The organism is Amycolatopsis rhabdoformis, from assembly GCF_035918295.1.
GTDB classification, from domain to species: Bacteria; Actinomycetota; Actinomycetes; order Mycobacteriales; family Pseudonocardiaceae; genus Amycolatopsis; species Amycolatopsis rhabdoformis.
In genome coordinates this window covers 226,435-242,936 of record NZ_CP142149.1, presented here as the reverse complement: position 1 = coordinate 242,936, position 16,502 = coordinate 226,435, and the positions used below count along the sequence as shown (strand labels likewise).

12 protein-coding genes are annotated in these 16,502 nt (G+C 70.9%); 4 read left to right on the top strand and 8 right to left on the bottom strand.

Features of this window, described 5'->3' with window-relative positions:
* Positions 1–141: 141 nt before the first annotated feature.
* The 3 genes from VSH64_RS01105 to VSH64_RS01095 all read right to left on the bottom strand — a co-directional run bounded on the left by VSH64_RS01105 (position 142) and on the right by VSH64_RS01095 (position 4,174).
* Positions 142–2,958 carry a vitamin B12-dependent ribonucleotide reductase gene (locus tag VSH64_RS01105; RefSeq protein WP_326569685.1) on the bottom strand — a complete coding sequence of 939 codons (2,817 nt, stop codon included), beginning with the start codon at positions 2,956–2,958 and terminating at the stop codon, positions 142–144.
* A gap of 39 nt (positions 2,959–2,997) precedes the next feature.
* Positions 2,998–3,489 (bottom strand): transcriptional regulator NrdR, encoded by a 492-nt coding sequence (gene nrdR / locus VSH64_RS01100; RefSeq protein ID WP_326569684.1) that lies wholly within the window; start codon positions 3,487–3,489, stop codon positions 2,998–3,000.
* Positions 3,490–3,799: 310 nt separating this feature from the next.
* Positions 3,800–4,174: a LysM peptidoglycan-binding domain-containing protein gene (locus tag VSH64_RS01095; protein ID WP_326569683.1), complete on the bottom strand. Its 375-nt coding sequence runs from the start codon at positions 4,172–4,174 to the stop codon at positions 3,800–3,802.
* A 487-nt stretch (positions 4,175–4,661) separates the two neighbouring features.
* On the opposite strand from VSH64_RS01095, the gene lexA reads away from it, so the two are divergent.
* The gene (gene lexA / locus VSH64_RS01090; RefSeq protein WP_326569682.1) at positions 4,662–5,378 is read left to right on the top strand and encodes a transcriptional repressor LexA; all 717 of its coding nucleotides are present in this window, start codon (positions 4,662–4,664) and stop codon (positions 5,376–5,378) included.
* 407 nt (positions 5,379–5,785) lie between these two features.
* On the opposite strand, the gene VSH64_RS01085 is transcribed toward lexA, so the two are convergent.
* Genes VSH64_RS01085 through VSH64_RS01075 form a run of 3 tightly spaced genes read right to left on the bottom strand, consistent with a single transcriptional unit; the run spans position 5,786 to position 8,850 of the window.
* The gene (locus VSH64_RS01085) at positions 5,786–6,817 is read right to left on the bottom strand and encodes an SdiA-regulated/phytase-like domain-containing protein (RefSeq protein WP_326569681.1); all 1,032 of its coding nucleotides are present in this window, start codon (positions 6,815–6,817) and stop codon (positions 5,786–5,788) included.
* Between the two features lie 53 nt (positions 6,818–6,870).
* Complete coding sequence (gene hflX / locus VSH64_RS01080) at positions 6,871–8,304, bottom strand: GTPase HflX (protein WP_326569680.1); 1,434 nt, start codon at positions 8,302–8,304, stop codon at positions 6,871–6,873.
* 42 nt (positions 8,305–8,346) lie between these two features.
* Positions 8,347–8,850, bottom strand: a complete 504-nt coding sequence (locus VSH64_RS01075) for an ArsR/SmtB family transcription factor (protein WP_326569679.1) — start codon at positions 8,848–8,850, stop codon at positions 8,347–8,349.
* Positions 8,851–8,913: 63 nt separating this feature from the next.
* On the opposite strand from VSH64_RS01075, the gene VSH64_RS01070 reads away from it, so the two are divergent.
* Positions 8,914–10,167, top strand: coding sequence for an MFS transporter (locus VSH64_RS01070; protein WP_326569678.1), 1,254 nt, complete (start codon positions 8,914–8,916; stop codon positions 10,165–10,167).
* A 9-nt stretch (positions 10,168–10,176) separates the two neighbouring features.
* Positions 10,177–12,705: a valine--tRNA ligase gene (gene valS / locus VSH64_RS01065; RefSeq protein WP_326569677.1), complete on the top strand. Its 2,529-nt coding sequence runs from the start codon at positions 10,177–10,179 to the stop codon at positions 12,703–12,705.
* Positions 12,706–12,724: 19 nt separating this feature from the next.
* Here the strand turns inward: valS and dapF are convergent, their stop codons facing one another.
* Positions 12,725–13,552, bottom strand: a complete 828-nt coding sequence (dapF, locus tag VSH64_RS01060; RefSeq protein ID WP_326569676.1) for a diaminopimelate epimerase — start codon at positions 13,550–13,552, stop codon at positions 12,725–12,727.
* Positions 13,553–13,561: 9 nt separating this feature from the next.
* On the bottom strand, positions 13,562–14,482 hold the full coding sequence (gene miaA / locus VSH64_RS01055; RefSeq protein WP_326569675.1) for a tRNA (adenosine(37)-N6)-dimethylallyltransferase MiaA: 921 nt from the start codon (positions 14,480–14,482) through the stop codon (positions 13,562–13,564).
* 219 nt (positions 14,483–14,701) lie between these two features.
* On the opposite strand from miaA, the gene VSH64_RS01050 reads away from it, so the two are divergent.
* Entirely contained in the window at positions 14,702–16,015 is a 1,314-nt protein-coding gene (locus VSH64_RS01050; RefSeq protein ID WP_326569674.1) for a DUF349 domain-containing protein, read from the top strand.
* The last annotated feature ends 487 nt before the right edge of the window (positions 16,016–16,502 follow it).

Below are 16,502 nucleotides of genomic sequence, written 5' to 3'. Positions count from 1 at the left end.
GCGCGGAGAGCTCGATTCTTTCGTTCATGGGCCGAGCCTGGCAGCAACTCCCGGGGCGCAGCAAGCAATTATTCCGCACTGGAAAGCGAAGCGGGGAGCCGGAAACCCGGCTCCCCGCTTCGCTGTGAATCAGCTACAACGTCAGCTACAACCCGACGTAGCTCCACACCCTTCACAGGCGTAGCACGACCCCGCCGGGCGCATCTTCGTGCCGCACGTCATGCACAAGGGCGCGTCCGCGGCTTTGCCGAGGTGGAGTTCCATCAGTTCGGCCGTGCTGTGGGCGTCCTGAGTGGACGGCTCGGCAGCCGTGGCCGGGGTGGGTGCCGTGGCCGGGGTGGAGTCCACGCTGGTGCGCAGGGCTTCCAGGTCCATGCCGCCGTAGGTGGATTCCACTTCGGCGGAGCGTTCGTCGGCGGTGAAGATGCCGAGTTGCGAGCGCTTTTCGTACGGCAGGTAGTCCAGGGCCAGGCGGCGGAAGAGGTAGTCCATCACGCTGGTGGCGATGCGGATGTCCGGGTCGTCCGTCATGCCGGCCGGTTCGAAGCGCAGGTTGGAGAACTTGGAGACGTAGAACTCCAGCGGGATGCCGTGCTGCAGGCCCACGGAGATCGACATCGAGAAGGCGTCCATCACGCCCGCCAGGGTGGAGCCCTGCTTGCCGAGCTTCACGAAGATCTCGCCGAGGCCGTCGTCCGGGTAGGAGCCGGCGTGGAGGTAGCCCTCGGCGCCGCCGACGGTGAAGGAGACGGTCTGGCTCGGGCGCTTCTTCGGGAGGCGGCGGCGCACCGGGCGGTACTCCACGACCTTCTCCGGCTCGGGCTCGGCTTCCTTCTTCTTCGCCGTGGACAGCGGCTGGCCGACCTTGCAGTTGTCGCGGTAGATCGCGAGGGCTTTGAGGCCCATCTTCCAGCCCTGGAAGTAGATCTCCTCGACCTCTTCGACGGTGGCCGACTCCGGCATGTTCACCGTCTTCGAGATCGCGCCCGACAGGAACGGCTGCACCGCGGCCATCATCCGCACGTGGCCCATCGGCGCGATGGAGCGCTCGCCGACCGCGCAGTCGAACACCTCGTAGTGCTCCTGGCGCAGGCCCGGTGCGTCGACGACGTGGCCGTGCTGCGCCACGTACTCGACGATCGCCTCCACCTGCTCGTCCTGGTAGCCCAGGGCCTTGAGCGCACGCGGCACGGTCTGGTTCACGATCTGCATCGACCCGCCGCCGACGAGCTTCTTGAACTTCACCAGCGAGAAGTCCGGCTCGATGCCCGTGGTGTCGCAGTCCATCATGAATCCGATGGTGCCGGTCGGCGCGAGCACGGAGGCCTGCGCGTTGCGCCAGCCGTTCTTCGTGCCCAGCTCGATGCCGCGCTGCCACTCCTCCGTGGCCAGCGCGCGGACGGCCGCGTCGTTGGCGTGGTAGGTGCGCACCAGCTCGTTGGCCGCGGCGTGCTTGCGCATCACGCGCTGGTGGGCCTCGGCGTTGCGCGCGTAGCCGTCGTAGGCGCCGACGACCTTGGCCAGCTCGGCCGAACGCCGATACGACACACCGGTCATCAGCGACGTGATCGCGCCGGCGAGCGCGCGGCCGCCTTCGGAGTCGTACGCGTGGCCCAGCGCCATCAGCAGCGCACCCAGGTTGGCGTACCCGATGCCCAGCTGGCGGAACTTGCGGGTGGTGTCGGCGATCGGCTCGGTCGGGAAGTCGGCGAAGCAGATGGAGATGTCCATCGCCGTGATCACGAACTCCACGGCCTTCGCGAACAGCGGCGCGTCGAAGGTGCCGTCTTCGGACACGAACTTCAGCAGGTTCAGCGACGCGAGGTTGCAGCTGGAGTTGTCGAGGTGCATGTACTCGCTGCACGGGTTCGACGCGCTGATGCGGCCCGACTCCGGGCAGGTGTGCCAGTCGTTGATCGTGCCGTCGTACTGCATGCCCGGGTCGGCGCACTCCCACGCGGCCTGCGCCATGGTGCGGAACAGCTTCTTCGCGTCGGTGCGCTCGATGACCTCGCCGGTGAGGCGGGCGCGCAGCCCGAACTCGCCGCCGTTTTCCACGGCCTGCATGAACTCGTCGGACACGCGCACCGAGTTGTTGGCGTTCTGGTACTGCACCGAGGCGATGTCCGCGCCCGAGAGGTCCATGTCGAACCCGGCGTCGCGCAGGACCTTGATCTTCTCTTCCTCGCGCGCCTTGGTCTGGATGAACTCCTCGATGTCGGGGTGGTCGACGTCGAGCACGACCATCTTCGCCGCGCGCCGCGTGGCGCCGCCCGACTTGATGGTGCCCGCGGACGCGTCGGCGCCGCGCATGAACGAGACCGGGCCGGACGCGGTGCCGCCGGAGGTGAGCAGCTCCTTCGAGGAGCGGATGCGGGAGAGGTTGAGGCCCGCGCCGGAGCCGCCCTTGAAGATCAGGCCCTCTTCGCGGTACCAGTTGAGGATCGACTCCATCGTGTCGTCGACCGCCAGGATGAAGCACGCCGAGACCTGCTGCTTCGAGGACGTGCCGACGTTGAACCACACCGGCGAGTTGAAGCTGAAGACCTGGTGCAGCAGCATCCAGGTGAGCTCGTGCTCGAAGATCTCGAGGTCGGCCGCGCCGGAGAAGTAGCCGTAGTCCGCGGCGGCCTTCACGTACGTCTTCACCACGCGGTCGATGAGCTGCTTGAGGCTGCTCTCGCGCTGCGGGGAGCCGACGGCTCCGCGGAAGTACTTGCTGGTCACGATGTTGGTGGCGTTCACCGACCAGAAGCCGGGGAACTCGACACCCCGCTGCTCGAAGTTCACGCTGCCGTCGCGCCAGTTGGTCATCACGACGTCGCGCTGTTCCCACGCGACTTCGTCGTACGGGTGCACGCCTTCGGTCGTGAAGACCCGCTTCACGGCCAGCCCACCGCTGGCCTTCTTCTTGTTCCGGCCGGCGGCCGCCGCGCCGGTTCCCACGGTCTCGGTCATCGGGTCTCGTCCCTCACTCCCGCACGGCGCAGGCGACACTCAGTCGCCTTCGGCGCGCTCGCTTCCTTCTTCCGCGGCAGCACCCGCCATGGCTTCCCGCAGGTCCGCGATCTCCTTCTCGAAATCCTCGACCGAGGAGAACGAGCGGTAGACGCTGGCGAACCGGAGGTACGCGACCCCGTCGAGCTCCCGCAAGGGGCCCAGGATGGCCAGACCGACCTCGTGGCTCGGGATCTCCGCCAGTCCGGCGGAACGGATCGACTCCTCCACGCGCTGCGCGAGCTTCTGCAACGCGTCGTCGTCGACCGGCCGGCCCTGACAGGCCCGCCGCACGCCGTTGACCACCTTGTCCCGGCTGAACTGCTCGGTGACGCCGGAGCGCTTGACGACGGCGAGCACCATCGTCTCCGACGTGGTGAAGCGCCGGCCGCACTGGGCGCACGAGCGCCGCCGCCGGATCGCCTGGCCTTCATCCACCTCTCGGGAGTCGACGACCCGAGAGTCCGCATGCCGGCAGAACGGGCACCTCATCCGCCGATCACCTTCCCCTCCGCGCCGGCCGAGTCCATCCCCAAGCCGGCCCCTGCCGCCACGCTACGGCCTGGACCGCGGTCACCCCGCACGGACCCGCGCCTGGTGATCGACTTGTGGAAAACCGGTGGATCAACACCGACCAGCTGTGGACAACTGGTGTTCAGTCTACCCCTACCTGTGGACCAACTACAGCGGTGTAACTACCAGATGTAGGGGTTGACCATAGATCGCCCGGACGGCCCACGCAAGCGACACAAGCGGGTGAAGAAGGCACCGGTTCGGGGTGCGATCGAGCGCGTGCCGAGGGTCACGAACCGAGCTCCGCCCCCTGCCCGGCGAACGGCACCGTGAGCGGCAGACCCGGCACGAGGACGGCGTCGTCGAGGTGGTTGAGCTGTTTGATGCGCTCGACCACGGCGGCCTGGTCGGAGTCGGGGGCGAACCGCGCGGCGAGCGCGCTCAGCGTGTCGCCCTGCTGCACGGACACCGAAGCGGTGCGCTCGGGCACCGCACCACCCGGCGTACCGGAGCCGAATACACCCAGAACGGTGACCACCAGACAGGCGGCGACGGCGATCGCGGCGAGCCACGGCCACCGCACGGCGGGCCGGCTCGGCTCGGCACACGCGGTGCCGGCACTGCGGCGACCGACGACGACCCGGGCGCGCGTGGGCGGCCGCACCGGCTCACCGCGGCGCTCACGCGTGCCGCGGCCAGGGGCGGCGGGACCACCCGGCGACCCCGCCGGGACCCGAACCGGGGCGGCAACCTGCCGGACGGACCGGAGCGGGCGGACGATCCCGCGGTCTGCCAGAATCGACATGGCGAACCTCCTTCTGACCTGCTGATCGGTTCGATCCGAGCCCGCGCCGGTGCTCTCACCGGCGGCGATGCGCCTCAGGTCGAACAGGCGTTCTATCGAACGTCCGTGCGAAGGTCTACCACCCCGCACCGACAAAATCGAGAGGACACGGCGTGTCGATCGAACAGATGTTTGAAATCGTCACGCTCGGTGGGCTAACGTCGGTGACCAGGACATCTGCCGGGCAGATGTCGTCGGCGAGGGCACCCGCGTCCGCGGGAGCCGGCCGGCGAACGCGAGACCGCGCGGCACGCCCCGTGGCGACCGTGAAACGTCTGGGGGCGACACCCAGTTGGGAGAAGGCACAGTGGCGAAGGAGAGCAAGGCGGGCACCACGCCCGGTGGCTCAGGCAAGGTGACGGCCTTGCCTGAGGTCTACGACGTGGACGAGACGCTGACGGTGCGGCAGCAGCAGGTGCTGGACGTGATCCGCACGTGGGTGAGCCGGTTCGGCTACCCGCCGAGTGTGCGCGAGATCGGCGAGGCCGTGGGGCTCACGTCGACCTCGTCGGTGTCCCACCAGCTGAAGGCGCTGCAGCGCAAGGGATACCTGCGCCGCGACGCGAACCGGCCGCGGGCCGTGGGCGTGCTCTCGACGACCGACGACAACCCGATGGGCATCGACATCGACCAGCAGCCGTCGATGCCGAAGGCGGCGTACGTGCCGCTGGTCGGCCGGATCGCGGCCGGTGGCCCGGTGCTGGCCGAGCAGGCGATCGAGGACGTGTTCCCGCTGCCGCGCGAGATCGTCGGCGAGGGTGAGCTCTTCCTGCTCAGCGTCACCGGCGACTCGATGGTCGACGCCGCGATCACCGACGGCGACTGGGTCGTGGTCCGCCAGCAGCCCGCGGCGGAGAACGGCGACATCGTGGCCGCGATGATCGACGGCGAGGCCACGGTGAAAACGTTCAAGCGCAAGGACGGCCACGTGTGGCTGATGCCGCACAACGAGGCCTACGACCCGATCCCCGGCGACGACGCCACCATCCTCGGCAAGGTCGTCGCGGTCCTGCGGCGCCTCTGACCGGCAGCTCGGCCTCGCGGCTGCGGGGCGGCGACGAGGATGCCCGGCCTCGATCGCCGCCGCGCCGCGGGCGGAAGCCTTCCGGTGTCCGGTGTGGACGGTGTCGCGGCCGGTGCCGGTGTAATCGCTTCGGTGGGCCGGCCGGTTCGTGCTTGAGAGTTTGTGCTCGAGGTTTGTTGCTTGAGGGATCGTGCTTGTGCGCGGTTCGTGTCGCCCCGTGGCGGGGCCCGCTCCGGTTTGCCTTCCCGGGACGGACTTCGGTGACGGGGACGGCCGAGCGAGACCAGGTCGAGCCGGCGCTCAGTGCTCGTTGAAAGCCGTGAAGGGCGCCGTGAGGGATCCGATTCCCTCACGGCGCCCTTCACCGCTTCCGGGGCCACCAGGTCCGCGAAGAGGCCACCAACGGCTCACCGACGAGGTCGCCGACGCATCCGGCTGATCAGGAACCACACCCCCAGCACGACCACCACCGCGATCCCGGCCGCCGGCAACAGCGGCACCCCGGACGACTCGTCCGAGCCACCCGCCGCACCGGACGAAGCCGGCTTCGCCGCCTCACGCTGCGGTGCGGCCGCCCCTGCGATCAGAGCCGTCGCGTTTTTCACCGCACGAAGCGGCTGGCCGACGCCCTCACTCCCCGACAGCAACGTTCCGTCGGGTTCGAAAGCCAGCGCCTCCCCCTGCTTCTCGTTCGGCAACGGGATCCGCACGGGGTTGCGCTTCAGCGCCTCCAGCACGTCACCGTCCGGCGCCGGGTACAGGTACGCGTCGGTGTAGGTCCGCAGGGCCACGACGCTGCCGTCGGCGCTGGTCGCGCCGCCCGTGACCAGCACGGACCCGAAGGCACCCACGGGGCCGCCCGGCGTGTCGGTGTCGTGGATGTTCAGGGAGCCGACCTTCTCCAGCGTCGTCGGTCCCGGCGTCGCCAGCGGACCGGTCGGGCGGTAGACGGCGGCGTCGCCGAGCACTTCCTTGGTGACCAGGTACGGCGTGCCCGAGCGGTCGAGCAGGAGGGCCTCGGTGTCGTGCGGCCCGTCGGGGTAGGTCAGGCGGTGCAACGTCACGCTGCCGCCCGAAGGTTTCATCTCCATGAGCGCCACGGTCGTGCGCTTGTGGCTGTTGTCGCCGGTGTCCGAGAGCCACAGGGTGCCGTCGGCGGCGCGCGCGAGGTCTTCGACGTCGTACGGGTCGGTGCTCGCCGAGAGCACCTTCTGCACCTTGCACGAGTGGTCGAGCACGAAGACCTGCACCTTGGTGCCGCCGTCGTTGATCGCGTACCAGTGGTCGCCGTCGGAAACCAGGCCGGAGAGCTCCCCGATCCGCGAGTCCTTGACGGTGCAGAGCGACGAGGGTGCGGGTGGCGTGGGTGGTGCGGCCGCAGCAGCGGGCACCGCGCCCAGGACCAGCAAACCCGCCGTCACCGCGAGGACGACCCGCACCAGCTCACCTCCGTAGTGTGCGGCCCGGTTCGGCCGCACACTACGGAAGACGTTCAGAGCGCCGAGGAGTTGGTTTCGTACCGGCGCAAAGCCGCCGCGAGGTCCGGGTGGACCCGCACGAGCAGCCGCGTGCCGTCGGCGACGTGCTCCTCCTCCAGCACCTCGCCGTCCGCGTGGGCGCGGGCCACGAGCTCGCCCCGCGAGTACGGGACCAGCGCCTCGACCACGACCTGCGGCCGCGGCAGCCGGTCGGCGAGCACCTCGGCCAGCTCCGGGATACCGGCCCCGGTGCGGGCCGACACCTGCACGGAACCGGCCAGCTGGTGGCGCAGCCGTGCGAGCGTGACCTGGTCGGCCGCGTCGGCCTTGTTGATCACGAGCAGCTCGGGCGGCAGCGGTTCCTTGCGGGTGCGGGTGATCTCCGCGAGCACCTCGCGCACGGCGTTCACCTGCTCCTCGGGTGCCGGGTCGGCGCCGTCGACGACGTGCAGCAGCAGGTCGGCGTCAGCCGCTTCCTCCAGCGTCGAGCGGAACGCGTCCACCAGCTGGTGGGGCAGGTGCCGCACGAACCCGACGGTGTCGGTGAGGGTGAACGTGCGCCCGTCGGCCGTCTGGGCCCGGCGCGTGGTCGGGTCCAGGGTGGCGAACAGCGCGTCCTCCACCAGCACCCCCGCGCCGGTCAGCGCGTTGAGCAGGCTCGACTTGCCGGCGTTGGTGTAGCCGACGATCGCGATGCTGGGCACCTCGTTGGCCACGCGCCGGCCGCGCTTGGTCTCGCGGATGGTGTCCATCGCGGCGATCTCGCGGCGCAGCTTGGACACGCGCTTGTTGATCCGCCGCCGGTCGGTTTCGAGCTTCGTCTCACCGGGACCGCGCAGGCCCACACCGCCGTTGGCGCCACCGGCACGGCCACCGGCCTGCCGGGACAGCGACGCACCCCAACCACGCAGGCGGGGGATGAGGTACTGCAGCTGGGCCAGCTCGACCTGCGCCTTGCCCTCCTTGGAGCGGGCGTGCTGCGCGAAGATGTCGAGGATCAGGGCGGTCCGGTCGATGACCTTGACCTTCACCTTCTCCTCGAGCTGGCGCAGCTGGCCGGGCGAGAGCTCGCCGTCGCAGATCACCGTGTCGGCGCCGGTCGCCACGACCACGTCGCGCAGCTCCCGCACCTTGCCGGAGCCGACGTAGGTCGCCGGGTCGGGCTTGGCGCGCCGCTGGACGAGGCCCTCGAGCACCTCGGAACCGGCGGTCTCGGCCAGCCTCGCCAGCTCGGCGAGGGAGGCTTCCGACTGCTCGGCGGTGCCTTCGGTCCACACGCCGACCAGCACGACGCGCTCCAGCCGCAGCTGGCGGTATTCGACCTCGGTGACGTCCGTGAGTTCGGTCGACAGCCCCGCGACGCGGCGGAGCGAGGCGCGGTCCTCGAGCTCCATCTCACCGGTCGACGGGTCGTCGTCGTACAGGTCTTCGTGTGTCAGTTCTGTCATCGTGCCTCCATGCTCCCACGATTCGGCGCGGGAGCCGAGTGATTACCTGCTGGGATAGATCGATACGTAGATGGCGGTGCGGCCCGCACCGGGTTCGGCGGGTCGTTCACGGAACTCCTCGAGCAGTGCCGTGAGCCGGTCCTTGAACTCGGCGACCTCACCCGGCACGACCTGGAACACGAGCCGGCTCGAGTCGACCTCGGCCGGGTCGGCCTCGCCCACCTCGGCGAGGTAGGCCTCGAGCATGGCCTGGCCCACGGGCGCGACCGCCACGCCGTTGTCGAGCTGCCAGGACAAGCCGGTGGACAGGTACGGGATCTCCTTGGCGCCGCGGGTTCCGCGCCGCTCGGGCTGCGGGGTGAGAAAACCTGTGTCCACCAGGCGCCGCACGTGGTGCAACGTGGTGGCCGGGTCGCGGCCCAGCCGCTCGGCCAGCTCCTTGTTGGTCATGGCCTCGAAGGAAGTCAACCGGATGATGCGCAGGCGTATTCCGGACGCGAGCGCGGCGGCCTCGGCCTCCGTCGAAGGGCGTCGTGGGGTCGGCACGCGCCCAGCCTAGGCAGGATTAAGTGATTGACACTTTCCAATCACTCGTCGACACTCGATCGGGTGAACCGGGACTCCCTGCTCTTCCACGCCGATTTCCGCCGGCTCTTCGCCGGCGACACGGCGAGCCAGCTGGGCACGTTCGTCGGCGTGACGGCGATTCCGCTGCTCGCCGCCGTGACGCTGGCGGCCACGCCGTTGGAGATGGGCTTGCTGACCACGGCCGAGACGCTGGGCTTCCTGCTCATCGGCCTGCCGGCCGGCGTGTGGGTGGACCGGCTGCGCAAACGGCCCGTGATGCTCGCGGCCGACCTGGCCCGCGCGGTGCTGATCCTGAGCATCCCGCTGGCCTGGTGGGCCGGCGTGCTGACGATGGTGCAGCTCATCGTGATCGTGCTGTTCGTGGGCATCGGCACGGTGTTCTTCGACGTCTCCTACCAGGCCTACCTGCCCGCGCTCGTCGGCCGCGACCGGCTGTTGGAAGGCAACGCGAAGCTGCAGGGCGTGCAGTCCTCGGCGCAGATCGCCGGGCCGAGCGCGGCGGGTGTGCTGGTGCAGTTCGTCGGCGCGGCCAGCACGGTGCTGGTAACCGGCGTCGGGTACCTGCTCTCCGCGCTGTGCCTGTGGCGCATCCGCACCGTCGAACAACTGCCCGAGAAGACCGGCCACGAACGCCTCGTGCCGCAGATGGCCGAAGGCCTGAAGTTCGTGTTCACCGACAAGCCGCTGCGCGCGATCGTCGCGTGCACCGCCACCGCGAACCTCTTCGGCGCCGCCGCGCAGGCCGTGCAGGTGCTGTTCCTGACGCGCACCGCCGGTCTCCCGCCCGCCGCGGTCGGCGGGCTGCTCGCCGTGGGCGGCATCGGCGGCATCCTCGGCGCCCTGTTCTCCAACGCGATCATCCGCCGGGTCGGGCAGGCGCGGTCGATCTGGCTGCTGCCGATGCTCGTGTGGCCCGGCAACCTGCTCGTGCCGCTGGCCGGCCCCGGCTGGCGCGTGCTGCTCGCCGGCTTCGGCCTCGCGGCGGCCGGCTTCGGCGTGATCCTCTACAACGTCGCGCAGGTCTCCTACCGCCAGGCCATCACGCCCGATCGGCTGCTGGGCCGGATGAACGCGAGCGTGCGGTTCATCGTGTGGGGCACGATGCCGCTCGGCGGCCTGCTGGGCGGCGCGCTCGGCGAAGGCTTCGGGCTCACCGGCGCGCTGTGGACCGCGATGATCGGCCAGCTCGCCGGCGCGCTGTGGGTGGTCTGCTCTCCGCTGCGGCACATGCGCGACCTGCCGGTGGGCGAGAACCCGGTGGCGGCGCCCGCCTAGAGTTGGTTCATGAACGCCACCCCGCAGCCCAGCCCTCGTGTCCCGGACAAGGTCGGTGTCGACGGTCTGGAGACCAAGTGGGTAGCGGCGTGGGAGCGCGACGGCGTCCACCGCTTCGACCGCACCAAGCCGCGCGCCGACGTCTACTCGATCGACACGCCGCCGCTCACGGCCAGTGGTTCGCTGCACATCGGCCACGTGTTCTCCTACACCCACACCGACGTGCTCGCGCGCTACCAGCGCATGTGCGGGCGTGAGGTGTTCTACCCCGTCGGCTGGGACGACAACGGCCTGCCGACCGAGCGCCGCGTGCAGAACCACTACGGCGTGCGCTGCGAACCCGCACTGCCCTACGACCCGTCGTTCACGCCGCCGGCGAAACCCGGCAAGGACGTGATCCCGGTGTCACGGCGCAACTTCGTGGAGCTGTGCCGCACGCTGTCCGAAGAGGACGAGAAGGTCTTCGAGGACGTCTGGCGCCGCGTGGGCCTGTCGGTGGACTGGACGCTGGCGTACCAGACCATCGACCCCGCCACCACGGAGATCTCCCAGCGCGCCTTCCTGCGCAACCTCGCGCGCGCCGAGGCCTACCAGGCCGAGGCGCCGACGCTGTGGGACACCACGTTCCGCACCGCCGTCGCGCAGGCCGAACTGGAGGACCGCGAGCGGCCCGGCGCCTACCACGACCTCGTGTTCCACGCGGGTGAGGACGAGGTGCTGATCTCGACCACCCGGCCCGAGCTGCTGCCCGCGTGCGTCGCGCTCGTGGCGCACCCGGACGACGAGCGCTACCGCGACCTCGTCGGGAAAACGGTGCGCACGCCCGTGTTCGGCGTCGAGGTGCCGGTGCACGCGCACCACCTCGCCGATCCGGAGAAGGGCACCGGCATCGCCATGGTCTGCACCTTCGGCGACACCACCGACGTCACGTGGTGGCGCGCGTTGCGGCTGGAGACCCGGCCGGTGCTCGGGCGCGACGGCCGGTTCCTGCCGGAGCCCCCGCGCGGGGTGCCGGCCGAGGCGTACGCGCCGCTGGCGGGCAAGACCGTCCACACGGGACGCCAGCTGCTCGTGGAGGCACTGCGGGCGGAGGGGTCGCTGCGCGGCGAGCCGAGGGCGATCACGCACGCGGTGAAGTTCTACGAGAAGGGCGACCGGCCGCTCGAGATCGTCACGAGCCGCCAGTGGTACCTCACCAACGGCGGTCGCGACGAGGAGCTGCGCGCCAAGCTGATCGAGCGCGGGGGCGAGCTCAACTGGGTGCCGCCGCACATGGAGGTGCGCTACCGCGCCTGGGCCGAGGGCCTCACCACCGACTGGCTCGTGAGCCGCCAGCGGTTCTTCGGCGTGCCGATCCCCGTCTGGTACCCGCTCGACGAGCACGGCGAGCCCGACCACGACGCCGTGCTGGTGCCCGACGACACCGCCCTGCCGGTGGACCCGACCACCGACGTGCCGCCCGGTTACACCGAGGAGCAGCGCGGCCAGGCGGGCGGGTTCGCGGGCGAGGTGGACGTGATGGACACCTGGGCCACCTCGTCGCTCACGCCGCAGATCGCCGGGCGCTGGACCCTCGACGACGACCTGTTCCGCCGCGTGTACCCGTACTCGCTGCGGCCGCAGGCGCACGAGATCATCCGCACCTGGCTGTTCTCCACGGCCGTGCGCTCGGAGCTGGAAGAGCACGTGCTGCCGTGGCGCGACGCGGTGATCTCCGGCTGGGTGCTCGACCCGGACCGCAAGAAGATGTCGAAGTCGAAGGACAACGTCGTCACGCCGGCCGCGCTGCTGGACCAGTTCGGGCCCGACGCCGTGCGCTACTGGGCCGCCAGCGCGCGCCCCGGCGTCGACACGGCCGAGGACCAGGGCCAGATGAAGGTGGGCCGGCGGCTGGCGACGAAGCTGCTGAACGTGAGCCGGTTCGTGCTCGGGCTCGGCCTGCCGACACCGGGTGCCGCCGTGACGGAGCCGCTGGACCGCTCGGTGCTCGCCGCGCTCGGGCGCGTGGTCGCCGACGCGACGACGGCGTTCGAAGGCCTGGACCAGGCCCGCGCGCTGCAGATCACGGAGACGTTCTTCTGGACGTTCTGCGACGACTACGTGGAGCTGGTGAAGGCCCGCGCGTACGGCGATCGCGGCGAGGCGGCGGCCGACTCGGCCCGCGCGGCGCTCACCACCGCACTTTCGGTGCTGGTGCGGCTGTTCGCGCCGGTGCTGCCGTACTCGACCGAGGAGGTCTGGTCGTGGTGGCAGGAGGGTTCGGTGCACCGCGCGCCGTGGCCTTCGGCGCCTTCGGTCGAGGGTGACGCGACCCTGCTGCCGCTGGCCGGCTCGGTGATCGCGGCCGTGCGGCGCGCCAAGACGGACGCGAAGGTGTCGATGCGCTCGGCCGTGGAGACGCTCACGGTGAGCGCGTCCGACGACCTGCTCACCGGGTTCGCGGCGGTGTCGGACGACGTGCGGGCGGCCGGGGTGATCTCGGCCGTGACCACTCGTCCGGGTGACGGCGAGCTGGCCGTCGAAGTGACCGTGGGCTGAAGTCCGCCGCTGCCGGGGGTCACTCCCCGGCAGCGGCCCACCAGGCTTCGTCGAGCTCGCCGCGCGCGACGATCTCCGCCGGGCCGGTGAGCGTGGCGGCGCCGCGGGCCACCGTCACGGTGACTTGGCCGCCGGGGATGTCCACTGTGGAGGCGCCCGTGTCGGTGCCGGCCAGGTGCAGCGCGGCGGCGACCGCGGCCACCGTGCCGGTGCCGCAGGACCGCGTCTCCCCCACGCCCCGCTCGTGCACGCGCATCCGCAGCGCGCCTTCACCGAGCAGGTTCACGAACTCGAGGTTCACGCCGGTCGGGAACACGTCGTGGTCGAAGTCGGGCTGCTCGCGCAGGTCGAGGCCGGCGACGTCGTCCTCGAGGACCGAGACGAGGTGCGGGTTGCCGACATCCACGGCCACGCCGGAGAACGGGCTGCCGGCCACCACCGTGACCGACGTGCCGGTGATCGTGGCCGGCCCCATGTCCACCGTCACGGTGCGATCGGGGTGCACCACCACCGGCCGGTCGCCCGCGCGGGTGCCGACGGTGAAGTGCCCGTCGCCCGCCAGGCCCGCGTCGACGAGGTAGCGGGCGAACACGCGCACGCCGTTGCCGCACATCTCGGCGATCGAGCCGTCGGCGTTGCGGTAGTCCATGAACCACTCGCCGTCGGACGCCTCGCCGAGCGCGCCGGCCCGCACCACGCGCAGCACGCCGTCGGCGCCCAGGCCGCGGCGGCGGTCGCACAGCGCGGCCACCCGCTCCGCGGTGAGGTCAAGGCGGCCGGACGCGTCGGGCAGCAGCACGAAGTCGTTCTGCGTGCCGTGGCCCTTCAGGAATTCGATGCCGCCCATGGCACAAGATTACTGGTCGAGCGCGCCGAGCACGCGCGCGGCCAGGTCGGGCGAAGCGCCGTCGAACCACTGGATCCGCTTGTCGCGGCGGAACCAGGAGCGTTGGCGGCGCACGAAGCGCCGGGTCGCCTGTGCGGTGGCCGCGGCCGCGGCCGTGAAGTCGCCTTCGCCGTCGATTTCCGCGAGCACCTGCTGGTACCCCAGAGCCCGCGATGCGGTCTTGCCCTCCCGAAGGCCGCGAGCTTCGAGCGCGCGGACCTCGTCGACGAGCCCGGCCTCGAACATCCGCGCCACCCGCAGGTCCACGCGCTCGTCGAGCTCGGCGGCCTCGCGGTCGACGCCGATCAGCACGGTGCTGTAACGGGCCGGGCCGGGTTTGGGCAGGTTCGCCGAGAACGGCTCGCCGGTGAGCTCGATGACCTCCAGCGCGCGCACGATGCGGCGCGTGTTCGTGGGCAGGATGGCGGTGGCCGCGACCGGATCCTGCTCGGTGAGGCGCGCGTAGAGGACGGCTGTCCCGCGTTCGGTGGCCTCGGCTTCGAGCCGTGTGCGCACGGCCGGGTCGGTGCCGGGGAACTTCAGGTCGTCGAGCACCGCCTGCACGTAGAGGCCCGAGCCGCCGGTGAGCACGGGCACGCGGCCGGCGGCGAGGAGGTCTTCGATCACTCGGCGGGCATCACGCTGGTAGGCGGCGACGGACGCGGTCTCGGTCACGTCGAGCACGTCGAGCAGGTGGTGGGGCACGCCGCGCCGCTCGGCCTCGGTGGCCTTGGCCGTGCCGAGGTCCATGCCGCGGTAGAGCTGCAGCGCGTCGGCGTTCACGACCTCACCGCCGAGGGCGAGGGCGAGCTCCACGGCCAGCGCCGTCTTCCCGGTGGCCGTGGGACCGACGACGGCCACCGGACGAGGCGGCTGAGCAGGGCTGATCACGCTGGCCGAGGGTACCTGGACGGGGAGGACCGCCGACACGGAGCGTCAAGGAGAAGTAGGATCACTGGCTTCAGGTGGCTCATCCAGTACCACGGCAGGCGCTGAGCTGCTTGAATGCCGCTGGGGCCCCATGCCCCCGGAGAGCACCACCGCGTAACCCGGCCCCGCAGCACGCGGGGCGCCCGCACCAGCGGGCGTACAGGCGATAAGGAGCCTGCGATGGCCCAGGAGAACACGTCCAGCGGCACCCCGGCACCGCACCCGGTGCCGCACGCGCCCGGCAGCGCCCAGGCCGCACCTCCGGTGCCGCCCGCCGAGCCCAGCCCGTCCACCTGGGGCCGGGTCGACGCCGAGGGCACCGTTTTCGTCTTCACCACCGACGGCGAGCGCGCGGTCGGGGTCTGGCAGGCCGGCACGCCCGACGAGGGCCTGGTGCACTACGCCCGCCGCTTCGACGACGTGCGCACCGAGGTCGAGCTGCTGGAGACCCGGCTGACGTCCGGCGTCGGCGACCCGAAGCACGCGCTGTCGAACGCCACGCAGATCCGCGACGGACTGGCCGAGTCGGCGCTGGTCGGCGACCTGGTGGCGCTGGCCGCGCGCGTCGAGTTCGTGATCGCCGAAGCCGAGAAGGCCCTGGCCAGCGTGAAGCAGGAGCGCGAGGAGGCCCGCGCGGCCGCCGTCACGCGCAAGCAGGCGCTGGCCGAGGAGGCGGAGACGATCGCCGCCGACTCGACGCAGTGGAAGGTCGCGGGCGACCGGCTGCGCACGATCCTCGACGAGTGGAAGACGGTCAAGGGCGTCGACCGCAAGACCGACGACGAGCTGTGGAAGCGGTTCTCCAAGGCCCGCGAGGCGTTCAACCGCCGCCGCGGCTCGCACTTCGCGGAGCTGGACAAGCAGCGCGCGAGCGCCAAGCACCGCAAGGAAGAGCTCATCGCCGAAGCCGAGTCGCTGGCCGAGTCCGACGACTGGGGCGCCACCGCCGGCCGCTACAAGGAGCTCATGGCCGAGTGGCGCGCCGCGGGCCGCGCGCCCAAGGACAGCGACGAGGCCCTGTGGCAGCGTTTCCGCGCCGCCCAGGACGCGTTCTTCGCCCGCCGCTCCGCCGTGTTCACCGAACGCGACACCGAGTTCGCCGGCAACGCCGCGCGCAAGGAAGAGCTGCTGGTCGAGGCCGAGAAGATCGACGTCGCCGCGAACCTCGAGGCCGCCAAGTCGGCCCTGCGCCGCATCCAGGAGCAGTGGGACGAGATCGGCAAGGTCCCCCGCGAACGCATCCGCGAACTCGACGGCCGCCTCAAGTCCGTCCAGGACGCCGTGAAGTCCGCCGAGGACAGCCGCTGGCGCCGCACGGACCCGGAGGCCCAGGCCCGCGCCGCCCAGTTCCGCGAGCGCGTGGAGCAGTTCGAGTCCCAGGCCGCCAAGGCCCGCGCCGCGGGTGACGAGCGGCGCGCCAAGAAGGCCGACGAGCAGGCCGCGCAGTGGCGGGAGTGGATGGAAGCCGCGGAGGCCGCGGTGGCGGATCGCTGAGGTTCTTTTCGGTACGGGAAGGGCCGCTCGCCGGGTTTGCCACCGGGGAGCGGCCCTTTTCGTTCGTTCGGGTGGGGTGTGGTCGCGAAGGGTGATCAAGCCAAGCCGAGCAGTTGGCAGTCCGGCGAGGGAAGTTGCTTCGGTTGGAGCAGGGGCCGCGGTTGAGCCGTGCCGCAGAGCGAGTCGCGCCAAGCACAAGCCGACGTTGGCAAGCCCGCGGCACGCCATAACACCAAGAGCATCGCAGCCAAGCCGATCAAGCGCGGCGATCAGAGCGCTGCGCGATCAAGGAATGAACGGTCCCTTCACGCCAGACCAGGGGCCCTCGGATTCCGTTCTTCCAGCTTCACAACCGGCCGATCGCCGTTTCCGCGCACCGCAAAAGTCGACCGCGTGCGAACCCGCGCCGCGCTCGAACTTTGTTGCAGGAGTCTCACGCTTCGGTGTCGAAAAGCAATAGGAGGCTCCGCCCGTCCAGATTGCGCCC

What these genes read in the sequence shown, in the direction of transcription:
- VSH64_RS01105 (WP_326569685.1), bottom strand. Translation starts at nt 2,958, where the DNA reads ATGACCGAGACCGTGGGAACCGGCGCGGCGGCCGCCGGCCGGAACAAG.
- nrdR (WP_326569684.1), bottom strand. Translation starts at nt 3,489, where the DNA reads ATGAGGTGCCCGTTCTGCCGGCATGCGGACTCTCGGGTCGTCGACTCC.
- hflX (WP_326569680.1), bottom strand. Translation starts at nt 8,304, where the DNA reads ATGACAGAACTGACACACGAAGACCTGTACGACGACGACCCGTCGACC.
- valS (WP_326569677.1), top strand. Translation starts at nt 10,177, where the DNA reads ATGAACGCCACCCCGCAGCCCAGCCCTCGTGTCCCGGACAAGGTCGGT.
- dapF (WP_326569676.1), bottom strand. Translation starts at nt 13,552, where the DNA reads ATGGGCGGCATCGAATTCCTGAAGGGCCACGGCACGCAGAACGACTTC.
- VSH64_RS01050 (WP_326569674.1), top strand. Translation starts at nt 14,702, where the DNA reads ATGGCCCAGGAGAACACGTCCAGCGGCACCCCGGCACCGCACCCGGTG.